The sequence below is a fragment of the Pseudoalteromonas sp. SWYJZ19 genome, assembly GCF_015864375.1.
Taxonomy (GTDB): domain Bacteria; phylum Pseudomonadota; class Gammaproteobacteria; order Enterobacterales; family Alteromonadaceae; genus Pseudoalteromonas; species Pseudoalteromonas arctica.
The window spans coordinates 137,050-153,125 of sequence record NZ_JADYXI010000002.1; the positions used below are offsets into that span (position 1 = coordinate 137,050).

Below are 16,076 nucleotides of genomic sequence, written 5' to 3' on the forward strand. Positions count from 1 at the left end.
ATTATTGCTTCGTAGCTAAGTTAACTTGCGCCGCGCCTGCCAGCTTTGCTTCGTCAATTACTTGAACAAGTAACTCTGTAGGTACTGTTTTATCAGCTTGAATAACCACAGGGCGTTGTTGCTGTTTGAGCATTTGCTCGACACTACTACGCACGCCAGCAACACCAATTTGGCTACCATCAAAAAATACTTGTTGAGAGTCGGTTATTGCTAAAAATATAACTTGCTGCTCAAGGCGACTGGCCGATACGGCTTGTGGTTTATCAACTTCAACGCCGCTTTCGCGTACAAATACGGTTGTAACAATAAAAAATATTAGCAATATAAATACCACATCAAGTAGTGGCGACATATCGATATGTTGCCCCGCTTCTTGATCTAGTTTGTGCTTTAATCGTGATTGCATAGTGTTACCCTAACTGTTTACTTAACGTATGTAATTTAGGGTTACGCTGCGAATACGCTAAGTAAGCTTGCATTAACCATGCAGGAATAGCGCACACAAGGCCCAATTGAGTTGTTAGTAATGCATCACCAATGGCGTCACTCATTAACTCGTTATGGCCCAGCGCCATTACTTTAAATGTATCAAGCAAACCAACAATGGTACCTAATAAACCAAGTAGCGGAAGAGCAGCCGTTAAAATAGAGCTAACCTCTTGCCAGTAGCCTTTGCGCTGCGCTTGGTATTGTTTAAGGTGCAGTAAGTCATGAAAAATCAGTTGGTATACAAATAAAGCGAGTAAAAGAATACACCAGCAAATAGGGTTACTAACGATTTTTTCAAACATTGGTTTCTCCTTTTTCTAGTTGGCTTAGCTGTAATGCAAAGCCTTCTAGTTGGCTGTAATACGCTTTTGCTTTACGCGATAACAGTGCATTTAATACCAGAGCTGGTATGGCAACGACTAAACCTAATTCAGTTGTTATAAGTGCTTGTGCAATACCGCCCGATACAACTTCTGGGTCACCTGAGCCAAATAAAGTCATCATTTTAAATGTTTCGATCATGCCGCTAACAGTACCTAACAAGCCAAGTAGTGGAGCTACTGCAGCTGTAACGGCAATAGCGCCAATAAAGTTATCGAGTTTATGCTTATCGTGAATTAACTGATTAAATAATTGATCGTCTCGTATTTGGCCTTTTTCGCTTTGCAGCGTTAATTTAAATAACTGCTGCTGCATGCCTGCAAATTCACTGCTATTTTCAGCTGTAAAAAATTGCTGTAATTGCATTTGAGAGTGCATTTTAATTTTACTTAAACGCAGTAGTTGCGCGGCTTTTAATAGCGCAATGGTTAGTGCAAAGCAGGCAAATAAAATAATAGGGATAGCCCACAAGCCGCCTTTTTCTAAGTGTTCGAGCGGGCTTTCTTGTTGGGCTTGGCTAGTTACTAAGTGTGTTAAGCTCGGATCGAAAGTAAGTAATGTTGAGCCTACACCGTTTTGCTTTAAAGTATTATCAAGTGGGTTATCGTTACTCGTTGATTGTACTAACGCTACTTTTAATGCATTAGATTCATCATCTAAATTTAATAACCCCATAAGTTTAGGTGTTTGCGTACTAAACCATGCAACAGGCCCTACTTGTAGGGTATTAGCTTGGCTTAATTCGCCATTACTTAGCACAACCGATTGTTTTTTAAACTGTGGATAAAGTGCCTGCTCTTGATTATTAATTAGCGATACAACATGGCTTAATAACTCGTTTTGGCTATTAGCCGACTCGTTACTGCTAGCACTATTGCTGGTATTTTGGCGTACAAAACGGCTAAGTAAGTTTAATTGATATTGCTGCTGCTGTTGCCAAGTATCTAATCGGGTTTGTAACTGATCAAGGCTTAATGTGTTTTCGTCAGCTAGGCGGCGATTAACGGCTGCTTGTTCGCGCAATTTACTGAGCGATTGCTGCTTGGTAAAAATTTGCTTTGCAAGGGTAGCTTGCTCTTTTGAAATACTATTTTGAGTTTTATTTAGAGTGCGTTGCGCTGTTTTAATATCACTTAAAATACTTTGCTTGGCATCATCACTGCTGGCTGCAAAAGAAATGTTTGCGCTAAAAAGTAAAACCGTGGCGCTAAATACTGCAATTATGCTGTTAGTAGCCATTATTTAGCCCCTTGCTGGTTTTTATTTACATAACTTAATATTGGGAGTGTTACCCAATCAGCAGCGCGCTTTTTTTGCTGTACAGCAATACCCAGTGCAACTTGCTCAGCATTAATGCTTGGGTCAAATTCCCACTGCCAACCTAAGTCACTTGGAAAACCAATACCTACGTAACTTAAATCTTCGCTTACAAACCATGCTTGTGCTGCACCTAAATAAAGCTGCTTTACCCACACTTCTTGCCCATCAGGATGCTTAATAGCCATTTCGTGAATAGAAATACGTTGTTGAAAATCATTAAGTAACACCAGCATTTTTAGCGCTGTTTGTAATTTGTCAGTTGTACTGAGCTGTGAGTCGCTTAAATCACCAGTGTTTTTCCAACTACTTAAAAGTGGCGGGGGGAGTTGCACTTGTAATGAAAGTAATTGCTGAGAAATACGTGCTAGTTGATCATTTAATTGCTGTTGATCATTTTCAAGCTCTGATTGCTTAGTAACAAGTTGTTCGCGTTTTTGGGCAAGCTCACTGGTGCTTTTTTTTCTACGCTGATTAAGCTCGCTAAGTTGCTGCTGCTCAGCATTTAGAAGTGTTAAGGTTTGCTCCATGCTGCTTTTTTGTTCAAGCCAATGAGTATTTAATTCTGTGTTTTGATTTTCTATTTGTAGCCATTTATTAACGAGTTGTTCTAGCTCACTAACAGTGTCGGCTTTTACTGCCATGGTGCTACAAAGCGCGATAACTACGCTAATTGGTTTAATTAAGCTTCGCATTACTTAACAACAATCCTGAAAGTTACTACAAGCAATTACAAGGACGTAATTACTGTTAATTTTTGAGTGTGTATACAATATAGGAATTTACATAACAATGCAATTGATAACAGTTATCGTTTACATTGCGTTGTTTGAATGGTAGGATTTCGCCGAAATTAAATATGTACCTTAAATTAACAATAGTTAAGTGCTTAATAAAAACTACGGAGTAACCATGAGTAAGCCATCGAATAAAGGGAATGCCTACATAAAGCCAATTGCAGCGGTTGTTACGGCAACGCTTTCAACTTGGGCAAGTGCACAGGATGTCCAAGAACTATCGGTAACTAAAGCAGAAACTAAAACTGAGTCTAGCTATGTTGTTGAAAAATCAACGTCGCATAAATACACTCAACCGCTACTTGATACAGCTAAAACTGTAACGGTAATTAATCAAGCGGTAATGAAAGATAGAAACGTAGATAGCTTGCGTGATGCTTTGCGTAATGTTTCAGGTATTTCTTTAGCAGCAGGTGAGGGTGGTTCACCTACTGGCGATAGCATGTCGATTCGTGGTTTTAGTGCTACAAATGATATTTTTGTAGATGGTATTCGTGATGTTGCAGGTTATACACGTGATATTTACAACATTGAAGCCGTTGAAGTTGCAAAAGGCCCAGGCTCAGCAGTTTCTGGTCGTGGCGCAACAGGTGGTAGTGTTAATTTAGAAAGTAAAAAGGCGAAGTTAGACAACTTTAACGACGTTTCGCTACGTTTAGGCACAGAAAACGATTACCGTGGTCGTTTTGATACTAACATTCAAGTAAACGACACAAGCGCACTACGTATAAACCTTCTTACTGATAAAGGTGATGTTGCAGGTCGTGATCATATTGAAAACGAAACAAATGCTGTTGCGTTTGCATTTGCAACAGGGCTTGGTACAAACAGCCGTTTTGATTTAAACCTAGAGTATCAGCGCCAAGACAATTTACCAGATTACGGTATTCCTTGGGTTTACAGTGATACGCCAGTAGCTGAACTTGCAGATAGCGCGCGCTCACCTTCTCCTGTCGATTTTGATAACTTTTACGGTAATATTTACCGTGATTATGAAGATATTGAAGCCTACTCAACGACAGCTCGTTATGAGTATGATTTTTCTCAAAATACTACGTTACGTGTGCAAGGTCGTTTAGGTAAAGTTAAACGTGAATCAGTAACAACTGCACCACGTTATTTCTCGGTTACAACAGATACTGACATTACCTTTGCAGATGAAAAAACACGTGATACAGAAAATTCACTTGCTGCACTTCAAGTTGATTTAATTGGTAACTATGAATTTGCTGGCTTTACTCACGATGTTGTAGTGGGTGTTGAACTTGCAAACGAAACGTTTACACGTCATAACTTTGTTGCAACTACACCTGATAACCTAATTGAAGATGGAATACGCAACGACTTATACAATCCTGATGCAACAATTGCATTTACGGGTGTGTATGGCCGTGACGGTACAAGCATTGAAGCTAAAGCTAAAAACCAAGCTATTTATGCATTTGATACAGTGACACTTAACAAGCAGTGGGAAGTTACAGGCGGAATTCGCTTTGATAGCTTCACTACGGATTATCACAACGATTACAATGACCCAAGCGCTTTAATTTCTACAAGTGACGACTTATTTAGCTGGAATGCAGCTGTAGTTTATAAACCTACAGAGAACGGCAGTGTATATTTAGGCGCAGGTAATTCATTCAATCCATCAGCGGAAAGCCTAACGGTATCTACGCGTTCAAATGCAGCTGATTTAGACGCAGAAGAAAGCCGCAGCTACGAGCTAGGAACTAAGTGGAGCTTAATGGATGGGCGCCTGCAAACTAATGCGGCACTATTTCGCACTGAAAAAACTAATGCCCGTACTGATGACCCATTTGCAGATAGTTCAAGTGACGAAATACTCGGTGGTGAACAGCGCGTACAAGGTTTAGAGCTTTCTGCTACTGGCTTAATTACTAAAGAGTGGACTGTAATTGCTTCATACACTTACCAAGATAGCGAAGTAACTAAAGCCTTAGGTGATGACGTATCGCAAATTGGTAACGAGCTTGCACGTACGCCTAAAAACAGCGGGAGTGTTTGGACTACGTACGATATGTCGGATAAATTATCGTTTGGTTTAGGTGCACAATATGTAGGTGAGCGCTACAACGGCACTACGTCTACACGTTCTCGTGCACCGGGTTATACTATTTTTGACCTGATGGTTGCGTACGACATATCAAAAGATTTGAGCCTGCAGTTTAACGGTGAAAACTTAGGTGATAAAGATTACGTTGATCAGTTAGGTGGTGGACACTTTGTACCAGGTGATGGTCGTAAGTTTAGCTTAACAGCGAGCTACTCTTTCTAAGAGTAAAATAAGTACGGCATAAAAGGGCAGAGTTAACTCTGCCCTTAATTATTTGATGAAAATGTGAGAGGGCGCACATGCTAGTTAAAATTCCAGAGCTATTAACAAAAGAAGAAGTGGCTTATTGTCATGAGGTTTTGCTTAAAGCGCAGTGGGCCGATGGCAGTATTACCGCAGGGCATCAATCAACCAAAGCAAAAAATAACTTACAGCTACCTGAAAATAGCCCTGAATGCCAAGAGCTTGGCGATATTATTATGGCAGCACTTGCGCGCAGTAATTTGTTTATGTCGGCTACACTTCCTGCAAAAATTTTTCCTCCGTTATTTAATTGTTACCAAGGCGGGCAATCGTTTGGTGTGCATGTAGATAATGCAATCAGGCAAGTGCCGGGTACGCCTGTGAAAATTCGTACAGATGTATCAATGACGTTATTTATTAATGACCCCGAAGACTATGAGGGCGGTGAACTTGTTATTGAAGACACTTATGGCTCACATAGCGTAAAGCTGCCAGCAGGCAGTATGGTGTTGTACCCTTCAACGAGCTTACATCGTGTAATGCCAGTAACGAGTGGGCGCAGATTAGCCTCATTCTTTTGGTTACAGAGCATGGTAAACAGCGACGAAAAACGTGGTTTACTCTTTGATTTAGATATGTCGATTCAAAGTTTGCGCAGCAAAGTAGAAGATAGCCCAGAGATTATTCAATTGACGGGGGTTTATCATAACTTGCTAAGACAGTGGGCGCAGACATAACGAAGATACTCGTTATTAAATATTGGATATAAGTAATTAAAAGCTGCGCTTTTCGCGTGAGCAAGCTCTACGCCTACAGCCAAAACTTAACGCTGTGCTGAAATTACTTGTAGACGCGCTGCTTGCTGGCGTGACGAGTGAAGCTCGTAATTTCTGGGTTTTGGTCTCTTCTCATTTGTTCCTCTTTTACTTCTCTTTGTGCAATAAGATTTTAAGTGGTTTATTCACAAAGAGGTTAAGAGGGCGCTGCGCTTTAGAGAAGCCAAGAGTAAGTAACAATCAGTTATAAATATTAAAAGCTGCGCTTTTCGCGTGAGCAAGCTAAACGCCTACAGCCAAAATTTACGCTGTGGTTAAATTACTTGTAGACGCGCTGCTTGCTTGCTGGCGTGACGAGCGAAGCTCGTAATTTATATGCTTTGGTGTCTTATCATTTACTCCTCTTTTACTTCTCTTTGTGCAAAAAGATTTTAAGTAATTTATTCACAAAGAGGCTAAGAGGGCGCTGCGCTTTAGAGAAGCCAAAAGTAAGTAACAATCAGTTTTAAATATTAAAAGCTGCGCTCTACGCCTACAACACAGCTATAAAATTGAACTCGGTATTTAAAGTACTCTGTAGGCGCGGTTTTATACCGCGCACTTACTTTAAGTTTGAAGCTTGCTTTACTTAACCCTTATAACCGTTAGGGTTATTTGACTGCCAACGCCATGTATCTTGCATCATTTCATCAATACCGCGCACTGCTTCCCAGCCAAGTTCATTAAGTGCTTTTTCTGGCGCTGCATAACATGCAGCAATATCACCAGGGCGGCGAGGTGAAACCTGGTAGGGTACAGCCTGATCGCTTGCTTTAATAAATGCATTAACCATTTGCAGTACAGAATACCCGTTACCAGTACCTAGGTTATAAACTAATGCACCCGTGCTGCTGGCAATTTTATCAAGCGCTTTTAAGTGGCCAATAGCTAAATCTACAACGTGTATATAGTCGCGTACGCCTGTGCCATCAATGGTATCGTAATCATCACCAAACACAGCAAGTTGCTTTAATTTACCGACCGCTACTTGTGCAATAAACGGCAGTAAGTTATTTGGAATACCGTTAGGATCTTCACCAATTAAGCCTGACTCATGTGCACCTACTGGGTTAAAGTAACGCAAAATAGCAAACGCAAAGCGCTCATCTGATTTAGCGATATCTTGCAGCATCATCTCAACCATCAGCTTAGATGTGCCGTAAGGGTTGGTAGTACCGCCTACAGGGAAATCTTCTTTAATTGGTAAGCTAGCAGGGTCGCCGTATACCGTAGCTGACGAGCTAAATACTAATTTAAATACACCTGCGTCGCGCATTGCATCAACAAGCGTAAGCGTACCTTGTACATTGTTTTGATAGTACTCAATGGGCTTTGCAACCGACTCGCCCACTGATTTTAAGCCCGCAAAATGTATAACACTATCAACCGTGTGTTTTGCAAATACTGAATCTAAAAAGAATTTATCGAGAATATCGCCTTGGTAAAAAGTGGCCTCTTTGCCTGTAATATTCTTTACGCGCGCAAGTGATTCTTGTGATGAGTTACTTAAATTATCAATAACAACAACATCGTTACCTTGCTGTAAAAGTTCTAAAACAGTGTGCGAGCCAATATAGCCAGCGCCACCGGTTACTAAAATAGTCATGAAAGCTCCGTGGGTACCTTTTATCAATTGAGTTAATTTCACCATAAATAGAGGTGATTTACATGCTTTATCTGTAATTTCTATAGTTTAAATAACATCTTTTTTTAATAACGGTAAATTAAGTACTTTTGATTACATTTTACTCAGTACAAGTAACACTTTATACGTAAGATTAAGTTATAGTTAATAAACAAGTGCTAAAATGAGCCTAGTAATAGCTAATGCTAGGTTTACTCCAATCTACACTTTTGTGATTGGTCTACCTCTTTGGAGAAAGATATGAATTTAGTTAAAAAAATAGCAACAACAATGTGTATCGCATTACCTGCGCTTGCCCATGCTGGTGAGTCTGTTGTTAAATGGCATGACTTTAATGATTATCGTGATGTGCGAGCGTCAAACCAAACAAAGAGCTCATATCATAAAAGTGTGGCAGCAAGTTTCGAAAAGCATATGGCTAAACTAGCCGAGCAATTGCCAAAAAATTATAAATTAAACGTAGAGTTTACTGATTTAGATTTAGCAGGTGATGTGCGTTATGGTGGTATTGACCAAATACGTGTTGTTAAGCCAATCTACTTTCCACGTATTAAAATGGATTATTCGCTAAGCGATAGCGACGGTACAGTATTAAGTAAAGGTAGTGATGTAGAGCTTAAAGACATGGGCTTTATGGATAAAATAAAAATGGGCCGCGATGAATCATTTTATTACGAAAAACGCTTACTAACAGAATGGTTTGGTGAGCAAATATTACCAAGTTTAGATTAACTTATAATAATGCCGCTAAATAGCGGCATTTTCGTTTTTAAGCTTTACTTAAAAGTAGCTAACAACGTGAGTATTTGCTGTAACTTAATAACGGTCGTTTTAAGTTTTTCTTCATCAAAACCATCGTTAGATAAGCTTTCAACATCAGCGGCTACATCAAGAACATAAGGCTTAAAACGTTTAGCTTCAAAGCTAAAACCAGCATCTTGTGCAAATAAGGCTTTAAATTTGCCATGGCCTTGTTGTTGTAATTCGTCTAATTTTTTATCGGCATCAAGTGCCTGACGATAAACAATTTTTAAGTTAGTGTTGAGTTGTTCAATTATAGAATCCATGGTTTTCCTAAAGCTTTGTGCTGCATGGCCGACATAATACGTGGATTACATTTAAAAGTCAGGTTGATTAAGGCTTATAATTATGAATATATCAGGTGGAAATTTACCAGCTATGTCTGGTTCAGGCCAAGGCAGCGAGCTTTACACTGCTGCTTTGTCTAAAAAACAGCAATTAGCTGATGGCGCTGCAGCGCTTGCACTTATTGAAGGTGCTGCACAATCGTCAAGTGCGCAAACACCGGCTAAATCGGTAACTGCATCATTGGGTAACAACGTAAATATATACGTTTAAATTAGCTTAAGATCGATAGGTGTTTTGCTTTTTTGACCACCGATTTCTCTTACTAATTTAGGCACTAAAAATCCAGGCAGAGCTTTTAATAGCTCTGCCATTATTTCAATTGCTTGCGCTTCATTAATATCAAAGTGGCTCGCCCCTTCAACTTTATCTAGCAAATACAAATAATACGGCAATACGTCTGCGTCAAATAACGTTTCGCTTAAATTTATTTGCGCATCAACCGTATCGTTCACATCTTTTAAAATTACAGCTTGGTTTAGAAGCGTTACGTTTGCTTGTTTAAGCTTTTGCATGGCAGCTTTAAAATCAGCGTCTATTTCGTTTGCGTGGTTTATGTGATTAATAAAAATAATTTTTAATGGCGATTTTGCTAATCGTTCACATAACTCATCGGTAACTCGCGCCGGTATAACTACTGGCAAACGGCTATGAATTCGCATTCGTTTTATTTGTGGTAATTGCTCAAGCTCATCCAAAAACCAGCTTATTGCATCGTCTTTGGCCATCAGTGGATCGCCACCACTTAAAATCACTTCGTTTATATTGCTATCTGATTTTATATAGCTCAGTGTTTCTAGCAGACTTTTTTTATTGAGTTGGTTTTCTTGATACGGAAAATGCCTTCTAAAGCAGTAACGACAATTTACAGCACAGCCGGTTTTAAACATCACTAAAACACGCGATTTGTATTTATGTAAAACGCCTGGTTGGTCGTTATCTTGCTCAAGTAGGGGATCTTTATTAAAACCCAATTTAGTCAAAAATTCTTGATGGCGTGGCATAACTTGTAGCAAAAGAGGATCGTTTGGATCGCCTTTGCGTATTTTTTTTATAAAAGGGATAGGCACGCGTACCGGAAATAAACTACGGGCTTTTAGGTCGTTTTCATGGACTTGGCTCGATAAACCGACCATTTCAAGCAAGGTTTTTGGGCAGGTAACTACATTTGCTAATTCTTTTTGCCAGTTTTTATGCAAATTTGCTTCATTTCTTTGTATCATTGGCATGTAGATTACTCGAAAAAATATAAATAGAGGAAACGATGGCGAATTATAGCACCAACGAGTTCAAGGGCGGCCTAAAAATTATGATGGACGGCGAGCCTTGCAGTATCTTAGAAAATGAAATGGTAAAACCTGGTAAAGGCCAGGCGTTTAACCGTGTTCGTATCCGTAAACTTATCTCTGGTAAGGTGCTTGAAAAAACCTTTAAATCGGGTGAATCAGTTGAAGGTGCTGATGTAATGGATACTGATTTAGCGTATCTATACACAGACGGCGAATTTTGGCATTTCATGAACAATGAAACATTTGAGCAAATTGCTGCTGACGAAAAAGCACTAGGCGATTCAGTAAAATGGTTAGTTGAAAATGATTTATGCACAATTACATTATGGAACGGCAGCCCTATTGCTGTTACACCACCTAACTTTGTTGAGCTTGAGATCACTGAAACAGATCCAGGCCTTAAAGGCGATACAGCGGGTACTGGTGGTAAACCAGCAACGCTTAGCACAGGCGCTGTGGTACGAGTTCCATTATTCGTACAAATTGGCGAAGTAATTAAAGTAGACACTCGTAACGGTGAATACGTAAGCCGTGTTAAGTAAGCTTTAACATTGTTTATAAAATCCCAGCTTACGCTGGGATTTTTTTTTGGAGAAAATATGTCAGCAGATCTTTGGGCCCCAAGCGCAAGCATTGAAACACTAAAACAACGCGCATCGATATTACGTCGCATCCGTGAATTTTTTTATGTACGTGATGTTTTAGAAGTAGAAACGCCAAGCTTAAGTGCTGCCAGTGTAACCGATGTGCACTTAGCTAGTTTTAATACCAAATTTGTAGGTCCAGGGCATGCTGGTGGGCTTCCTCTGTTTTTACAAACATCTCCAGAGTTTGCCATGAAACGCTTGTTAGCAGCAGGCTCAGGCGCTATTTTTCAGCTTTGTAAAGCATTTAGAAATGAAGAAGCGGGTAGCCATCATAATCCTGAATTTACTATGCTGGAATGGTATCGCCCAGGCTTTGATGAATTTACACTTATGGATGAAATGGATGAGTTAATGCAACTTGTTTTAGGTGTCGAGCCTGCAACTAGACTTACTTATCAGCAAGCGTTTGAACAAGTACTCGGCCTCGATCCTTTAACAGCAAGCATAGAGCAATTAAAGCAACTAGCGTGTAAGCAGGGGTTTGCTGATATAGCCAAAAATGAAACGCATAAAGATACTTTACTGCAATTATTATTTTGTATGAAAGTGGAGCCAACAATAGGACAAGAAAAACCGTGTTTTGTTTATCATTTTCCAGCTTCTCAAGCGGCCCTTGCACAAATTTGTGAACATGATGCACGCGTAGCAGGGCGCTTTGAGCTTTATTACAAAAATATGGAATTGGCTAACGGCTTTAACGAATTAACAAATGCTAGTGAGCAAGCTAAACGATTTAATGATGATAACACATACCGCGCTAACAACGGTTTAAAGCAAGTACCAATGGATACGCGTTTAATTAAAGCGCTGGAGCATGGATTACCACAATGCGCAGGGGTTGCTTTGGGGATTGATAGGTTGGTAATGCTCGCAACAAATAAAGAGAAAATTAAAGACGTAATAGCGTTTGATGTTCAAAGAGCGTGATGCTTAGCCTGTAGGCGTAGGTAGAATATTTGTAGGTGCGAATTTATTTCGCGCTCGTGTAATTTAACTTTATAAAAGCGAGGTATAAAACCTCACCTACAATAAAAATCAACCCCAACAACATACGCCAAACCTGTAGGTGCGAATTTATTTTGCGCTTGTGTAACTTAACTTTATAAAAAGCGAGGTATAAAACCTCACCTACAATAAAGATTAAACCCAACAACATACGTCAAACCTGTAGGTGCGAATTTATTTTGCGCTCGTGTAACTTGGCTTCAATATTTTAAAAAGCAGAAAGCGAGGTATAAAACCTCACCTACAATAAACATCAAACCCAACAACATACGCTAAACCTGTAGGTGCGAATTTATTTCGCGCTCATGTAATTTAACTTTATAAAAAAGCGAGGTATAAAACCTCACCTACAATAAACATCAAACCCAACAACATACGCTAAACCTGTAGGTGCGAATTTATTTCGCGCTCATGTAATTTAACTTTATAAAAAGCGAGGTATAAAACCTCACCTACAATAAACATCAACCCCAACAACATACGCTAAACCTGTAGGTGCGAATTTATTTCGCGCTCGTGTAATTTAACTTTATAAAAAAGAGAGGTATAAAACCTCACTTACAATAAACATCAAACCCAACAATATACGCCAAACCTGTAGGTGCGAATTTATTTCGCGTTCATGTAATTTAACTTTATAAAAAGCGAGGTATAAAACCTCACCTACAAATAAAAACACCGCGTTTAATTTAAACGCGGTGTTTTTATTTGCTTGCAGAAAGCTTTCATTTGAAAGCCAACGGCTGTGCTTTACAGATTAAGCGTAAACGTAACACCTGCTACACGAGGCTCACCTAATTGTGTATAGGTATGCGTTGCGTAACCATCTTGTGGGTCATTACCAAACTCAAAACCACGTGTAGGGACTGTTTCGTCAAACACGTTACGAGCCCATGCGCGTACAGCCCACATGTCAGCTTCGTAGCCAAAGCTTAAGTTAACTAAGTTGCTGCTTGGTGCCTGTGAGTTATGACTATCTGAGAAGTAGTAGTCGTCCTTACCTTCAACACCAATCATACCGTAAAGCTCACTTGTAAAGTTATAGCGAGCAGTAAACGCATACTGGTATTTAGGTGACTGTGCTTGCTCACGACCGTCTTGGTTTAAGCCAGACTGCGTTACAAAGTCGTCTATTTCTGTATTTAGGTAGCCAGCACTACCCGTTAAAAATAAGTCATCAGTTAACTGGTAACTACCTTCAATTTCAAGTCCGTAATTACTGCCAGAGCTGGCATTATCAACATAACCAGTAAATTGCTGACCTTCTACTTGCCATGCTTTTAACTGAATATCGTCGCGGTGCATGTAAAATGCAGCTAAGCGAAGCGTAAATTTGTCATCAAGCGATGAGCCTTTAACACCAAATTCGCCACTCCATAAATATTCAGGGTCGAAACTGGTGTGTTGCTGGAAAAAATCAGCGCTTAGGTTTAAGCCTTCATCTTTGGCTTTAGCAAGCGCTTCTGAGTTAATACCGCCAGCTTTGTAGCCACGCGTAATGCTGGTGTAGATCATAGTGCGATCAATCACTTGATATTCAAGTGCTATTTTACCGCCAACCATTACGTCGTCAGTGTCTTGTATAAAGCCATTACTATCGGTGTAGTCGCCTTGGTATTGCTCTACACGTAAACCTGTAATTAATGTTGTTTTAGGGCCAATTGGAGTCGCTACTTGACCATATACTGCAACGTTACTCGTTTCGTAAGTTGAAGAAAACGGGCTTGCTAACCATGTGTATTGGCGCTCTAAATCAACATCACGGTTTTGGTAATAAATACCCGCAACCCAGTTACCCGTTTTAGAATTAAACTGTAAATCTACAGACTGATTGTCGCGATCGCGGCTGTATAAATCAGTTGAGCTGTATCCATCTGGATGTAAGCCAGCAGCACATAACTTTGGCTCACTTGTATCGTTACATACCCAGTCTTCGTCAAAGCTGTAAAGTAATTCGGTATCAATAGCCGACAGGTTTAGATTTACATCAAAAGCGTCAAAACCCGTATAAGTATTATTAACACCTATAGCGTAGCTTTCTTGATTATCTTGCCCTGGCTCGTCGGCAACACTATTGCGGCTGTTATCAAGCGTAAACGCATCGTATCCGTTATTAATATCGATATAATGCAGGTTTAGCTCAGTATTTAAATGCTTTGTAAGCTGGCTGTTTATTTTAAAGCGGGCTACTTGTTCGTCTTGATTTTGTGTTTCGTCATTTAAGTACAAGTTATCTACGTAACCGTCTGACTTTCTGCGAAAGTAGCTAACGCGTGCGCTAGTGTCATCTGTTAAACCAGTGCTTGCTGCAATACCTGCTTCGCGGGTGTTGTACGTGCCAGCACCTACTTGTAATTTTAAACTTGGATCGCTCGTGGCTTTAGCTGAACCCATTTGGATCATACCGGCCATACCGTCTGCGCCAAAGCGTGTACCTTGTGGGCCACGATAAATTTCTACTTGGTCTATATCAAATAATAATGAGCTGCCACCAAGACCAGAATAGTTAATACCATCTATAACTAAGCCTACAGATGGATTAATAGGGTCTACAAATTGTGAGCGAAGTCCCACGCCACGAATTTGGATGTAACGACCACGCGACGCACCAGATGCAAAATTTACATTGGCGGCACTGCCTAACATTTCGTCTAAGTAACTTGCACCACGTTGATTAATTTCATCTTCGCTGAATAAGCTCGCACTCGCGCTTAAAGTTTGAATGCTTTCGCGCTGAAAATCGCCGGTTACAACAATTCTTTCTAGGTCGCTATCATCAGCGTTAGCTGCAATTGGTGCACCAAGCAGCGGTAAAAGTGCGGCAGTAATTAAAGACAAACGTAAGTTCATTGGGTTACTTAACTCCATTTTAGGGACTCGTATGGTAGCAATTATTTAAACACATGTGCTATAAACGCGGCAATTATACGTTAAATAATCAGGATTACTAATATGACCTTTAAAGTTGACTTCAAAGTACGTGATTACGAATGTGACTTACAAGGCATCGTAAATAACAGTGTTTATTTTAATTATTTAGAGCATGCTCGCCATGAATTCTTGTACGTACACGGTATTGATTTTGCTCAATTAGCGAAAGATAAAATTAACCTAGTCGTGATGCGCAGCGAAATGGACTATAAACATTCACTACTACCAGGTGATGAATTTTATGTGGCTGTGGAACCGCAGCGTATTAGTCGTTTAAAATTTGCGTTTAAGCAAACGGTTATACGTAAAAGCGATGAAAAAGTAATGCTCAATGCAATGGTTATAGGAACGTCTGTTAATGAAAAAGGTAGACCGTTTTTACCAGAGCAAATAGATAACGTATTTAAAACTACAACTTAGTACTTAATCGCATAACTTTTGAACTATCATAGAACAAAAATTTACATTTAAAACATGCATTTTTAACGGATAAAGGGCATAAATATTGTTACAATTACATTAATTAGACAATTAGTTAGTAGTAGCATGAAATTAGCAGCAATACCGATGCTTATAGTCGGTTTATGTGTTGGTTGCGCATCAACAGGGACGGTTACCAGTGAGCAGCTTAAATACACCCAATGGCAATTATCACGTGTTGATGGTTTAGCAATTCCACCTTCGTTTAATGCATCAATGAGCTTTATTGAAGCACTGCAAGTAAACGGTTTTGCTGGCTGTAACAAATTTTTTGGTGAAGGCTCGCTTGAAGAAAGTAACCTTACCGTAAGTAAATTAGGAATGACGCGCAAGTCGTGCGGCGAAGACCTTGATGAGTTTGAGCAGCAGTTATTACAAGCCTTAAAGCAAGGTGCTGAGCTTAAAATGCAAGACCAGCAATTAGTCATGCAAGGCGAGCAAACATTTGTGTTTATCCCTAAATAATTTTAAGTTTTTGAAAAACAGCCCCTTGCGGGCAGTTTTTAACTGACGTACACTCAGCGCAGATTTGATGGATAACACCTTCAAATTAACGAACAGAATTTATATATCAATACTTGTCGGAGTGCCAAAGCTAAGTAATTAGTTTTTGGCTGAGATCGCGAAAGCGGGATCCGTGAACCTGATCAGGTTAATACCTGCGTAGGGAACAAGCTGCCTAAAATGGGACGCTTGTGCGTCTTTTTTTATGCGCACAATAAAGTGATTTTGTTTATTTTAGGCTGCAAAGTAGCATGTACGCTACTTTACGATCTTTCTCTATTCCTCGGAATATCTGACAAGACAACCCTTAAGC

16 protein-coding genes and 1 riboswitch are annotated in these 16,076 nt (G+C 39.7%); of the genes, 8 read left to right on the forward strand and 8 right to left on the reverse strand.

The annotated features are described in order from the left end of the window. Position 1: 1 nt before the first annotated feature. Genes I6F45_RS02460 through I6F45_RS02475 form a run of 4 tightly spaced genes read right to left on the reverse strand, consistent with a single transcriptional unit; the run spans position 2 to position 2,882 of the window. Entirely contained in the window at positions 2-406 is a 405-nt protein-coding gene (locus I6F45_RS02460) for an ExbD/TolR family protein (protein ID WP_165729239.1), read from the reverse strand. Positions 407-410: 4 nt separating this feature from the next. Beyond that, complete coding sequence (locus I6F45_RS02465; protein ID WP_002960812.1) at positions 411-791, reverse strand: MotA/TolQ/ExbB proton channel family protein; 381 nt, start codon at positions 789-791, stop codon at positions 411-413. After that, positions 784-2,109, reverse strand: coding sequence for a MotA/TolQ/ExbB proton channel family protein (locus I6F45_RS02470; protein ID WP_197159580.1), 1,326 nt, complete (start codon positions 2,107-2,109; stop codon positions 784-786). Before I6F45_RS02470 ends, I6F45_RS02465 begins: the two co-directional genes overlap by 8 nt. Next, complete coding sequence (locus I6F45_RS02475) at positions 2,109-2,882, reverse strand: DUF3450 family protein (RefSeq protein ID WP_197159581.1); 774 nt, start codon at positions 2,880-2,882, stop codon at positions 2,109-2,111. The genes I6F45_RS02470 and I6F45_RS02475 overlap by 1 nt, the downstream gene beginning before the upstream one ends. A 217-nt stretch (positions 2,883-3,099) precedes the next feature. Here I6F45_RS02475 and I6F45_RS02480 point away from each other — a divergent pair, with 217 nt between their 5' ends. Both I6F45_RS02480 and I6F45_RS02485 read left to right on the forward strand, forming a co-directional pair. Beyond that, on the forward strand, positions 3,100-5,280 hold the full coding sequence (locus I6F45_RS02480; RefSeq protein WP_197159582.1) for a TonB-dependent receptor: 2,181 nt from the start codon (positions 3,100-3,102) through the stop codon (positions 5,278-5,280). 77 nt (positions 5,281-5,357) lie between these two features. After that, positions 5,358-6,038: a Fe2+-dependent dioxygenase gene (locus I6F45_RS02485; protein WP_197159583.1), complete on the forward strand. Its 681-nt coding sequence runs from the start codon at positions 5,358-5,360 to the stop codon at positions 6,036-6,038. A 667-nt stretch (positions 6,039-6,705) separates the two neighbouring features. Here the strand turns inward: I6F45_RS02485 and galE are convergent. Next, entirely contained in the window at positions 6,706-7,722 is a 1,017-nt protein-coding gene (gene galE, locus I6F45_RS02490) for a UDP-glucose 4-epimerase GalE (protein WP_165724766.1), read from the reverse strand. Between the two features lie 279 nt (positions 7,723-8,001). On the opposite strand from galE, the gene I6F45_RS02495 reads away from it, so the two are divergent. Beyond that, complete coding sequence (locus I6F45_RS02495; RefSeq protein ID WP_197118535.1) at positions 8,002-8,493, forward strand: DUF3016 domain-containing protein; 492 nt, start codon at positions 8,002-8,004, stop codon at positions 8,491-8,493. A gap of 44 nt (positions 8,494-8,537) precedes the next feature. On the opposite strand, the gene I6F45_RS02500 is transcribed toward I6F45_RS02495, so the two are convergent. Then, positions 8,538-8,828, reverse strand: a complete 291-nt coding sequence (locus I6F45_RS02500) for a hypothetical protein (protein WP_002960798.1) — start codon at positions 8,826-8,828, stop codon at positions 8,538-8,540. A gap of 82 nt (positions 8,829-8,910) precedes the next feature. On the opposite strand from I6F45_RS02500, the gene I6F45_RS02505 reads away from it, so the two are divergent. Further along, positions 8,911-9,120: a hypothetical protein gene (locus tag I6F45_RS02505; protein ID WP_197118536.1), complete on the forward strand. Its 210-nt coding sequence runs from the start codon at positions 8,911-8,913 to the stop codon at positions 9,118-9,120. Here the strand turns inward: I6F45_RS02505 and epmB are convergent. After that, on the reverse strand, positions 9,117-10,130 hold the full coding sequence (gene epmB, locus I6F45_RS02510; protein WP_197159694.1) for an EF-P beta-lysylation protein EpmB: 1,014 nt from the start codon (positions 10,128-10,130) through the stop codon (positions 9,117-9,119). The genes I6F45_RS02505 and epmB overlap by 4 nt on opposite strands. Before the next feature lie 41 nt (positions 10,131-10,171). On the opposite strand from epmB, the gene efp reads away from it, so the two are divergent. Further along, the gene (efp, locus tag I6F45_RS02515; RefSeq protein WP_010555265.1) at positions 10,172-10,738 is read left to right on the forward strand and encodes an elongation factor P; all 567 of its coding nucleotides are present in this window, start codon (positions 10,172-10,174) and stop codon (positions 10,736-10,738) included. A 57-nt stretch (positions 10,739-10,795) separates the two neighbouring features. Beyond that, on the forward strand, positions 10,796-11,770 hold the full coding sequence (epmA, locus tag I6F45_RS02520; protein ID WP_197140353.1) for an elongation factor P--(R)-beta-lysine ligase: 975 nt from the start codon (positions 10,796-10,798) through the stop codon (positions 11,768-11,770). An 828-nt stretch (positions 11,771-12,598) separates the two neighbouring features. Here epmA and I6F45_RS02525 read toward each other — a convergent pair. Next, positions 12,599-14,716, reverse strand: coding sequence for a TonB-dependent receptor (locus I6F45_RS02525; protein ID WP_197159584.1), 2,118 nt, complete (start codon positions 14,714-14,716; stop codon positions 12,599-12,601). An 84-nt stretch (positions 14,717-14,800) separates the two neighbouring features. On the opposite strand from I6F45_RS02525, the gene I6F45_RS02530 reads away from it, so the two are divergent. Then, complete coding sequence (locus I6F45_RS02530; protein ID WP_197140349.1) at positions 14,801-15,199, forward strand: acyl-CoA thioesterase; 399 nt, start codon at positions 14,801-14,803, stop codon at positions 15,197-15,199. Between the two features lie 126 nt (positions 15,200-15,325). After that, a complete protein-coding gene (locus I6F45_RS02535) occupies positions 15,326-15,724 on the forward strand; it encodes an META domain-containing protein (protein WP_010555269.1) in 399 nt (132 codons plus the stop codon). Between the two features lie 107 nt (positions 15,725-15,831). Beyond that, positions 15,832-15,946, forward strand: a riboswitch (TPP riboswitch). Positions 15,947-16,076: the final 130 nt, after the last annotated feature.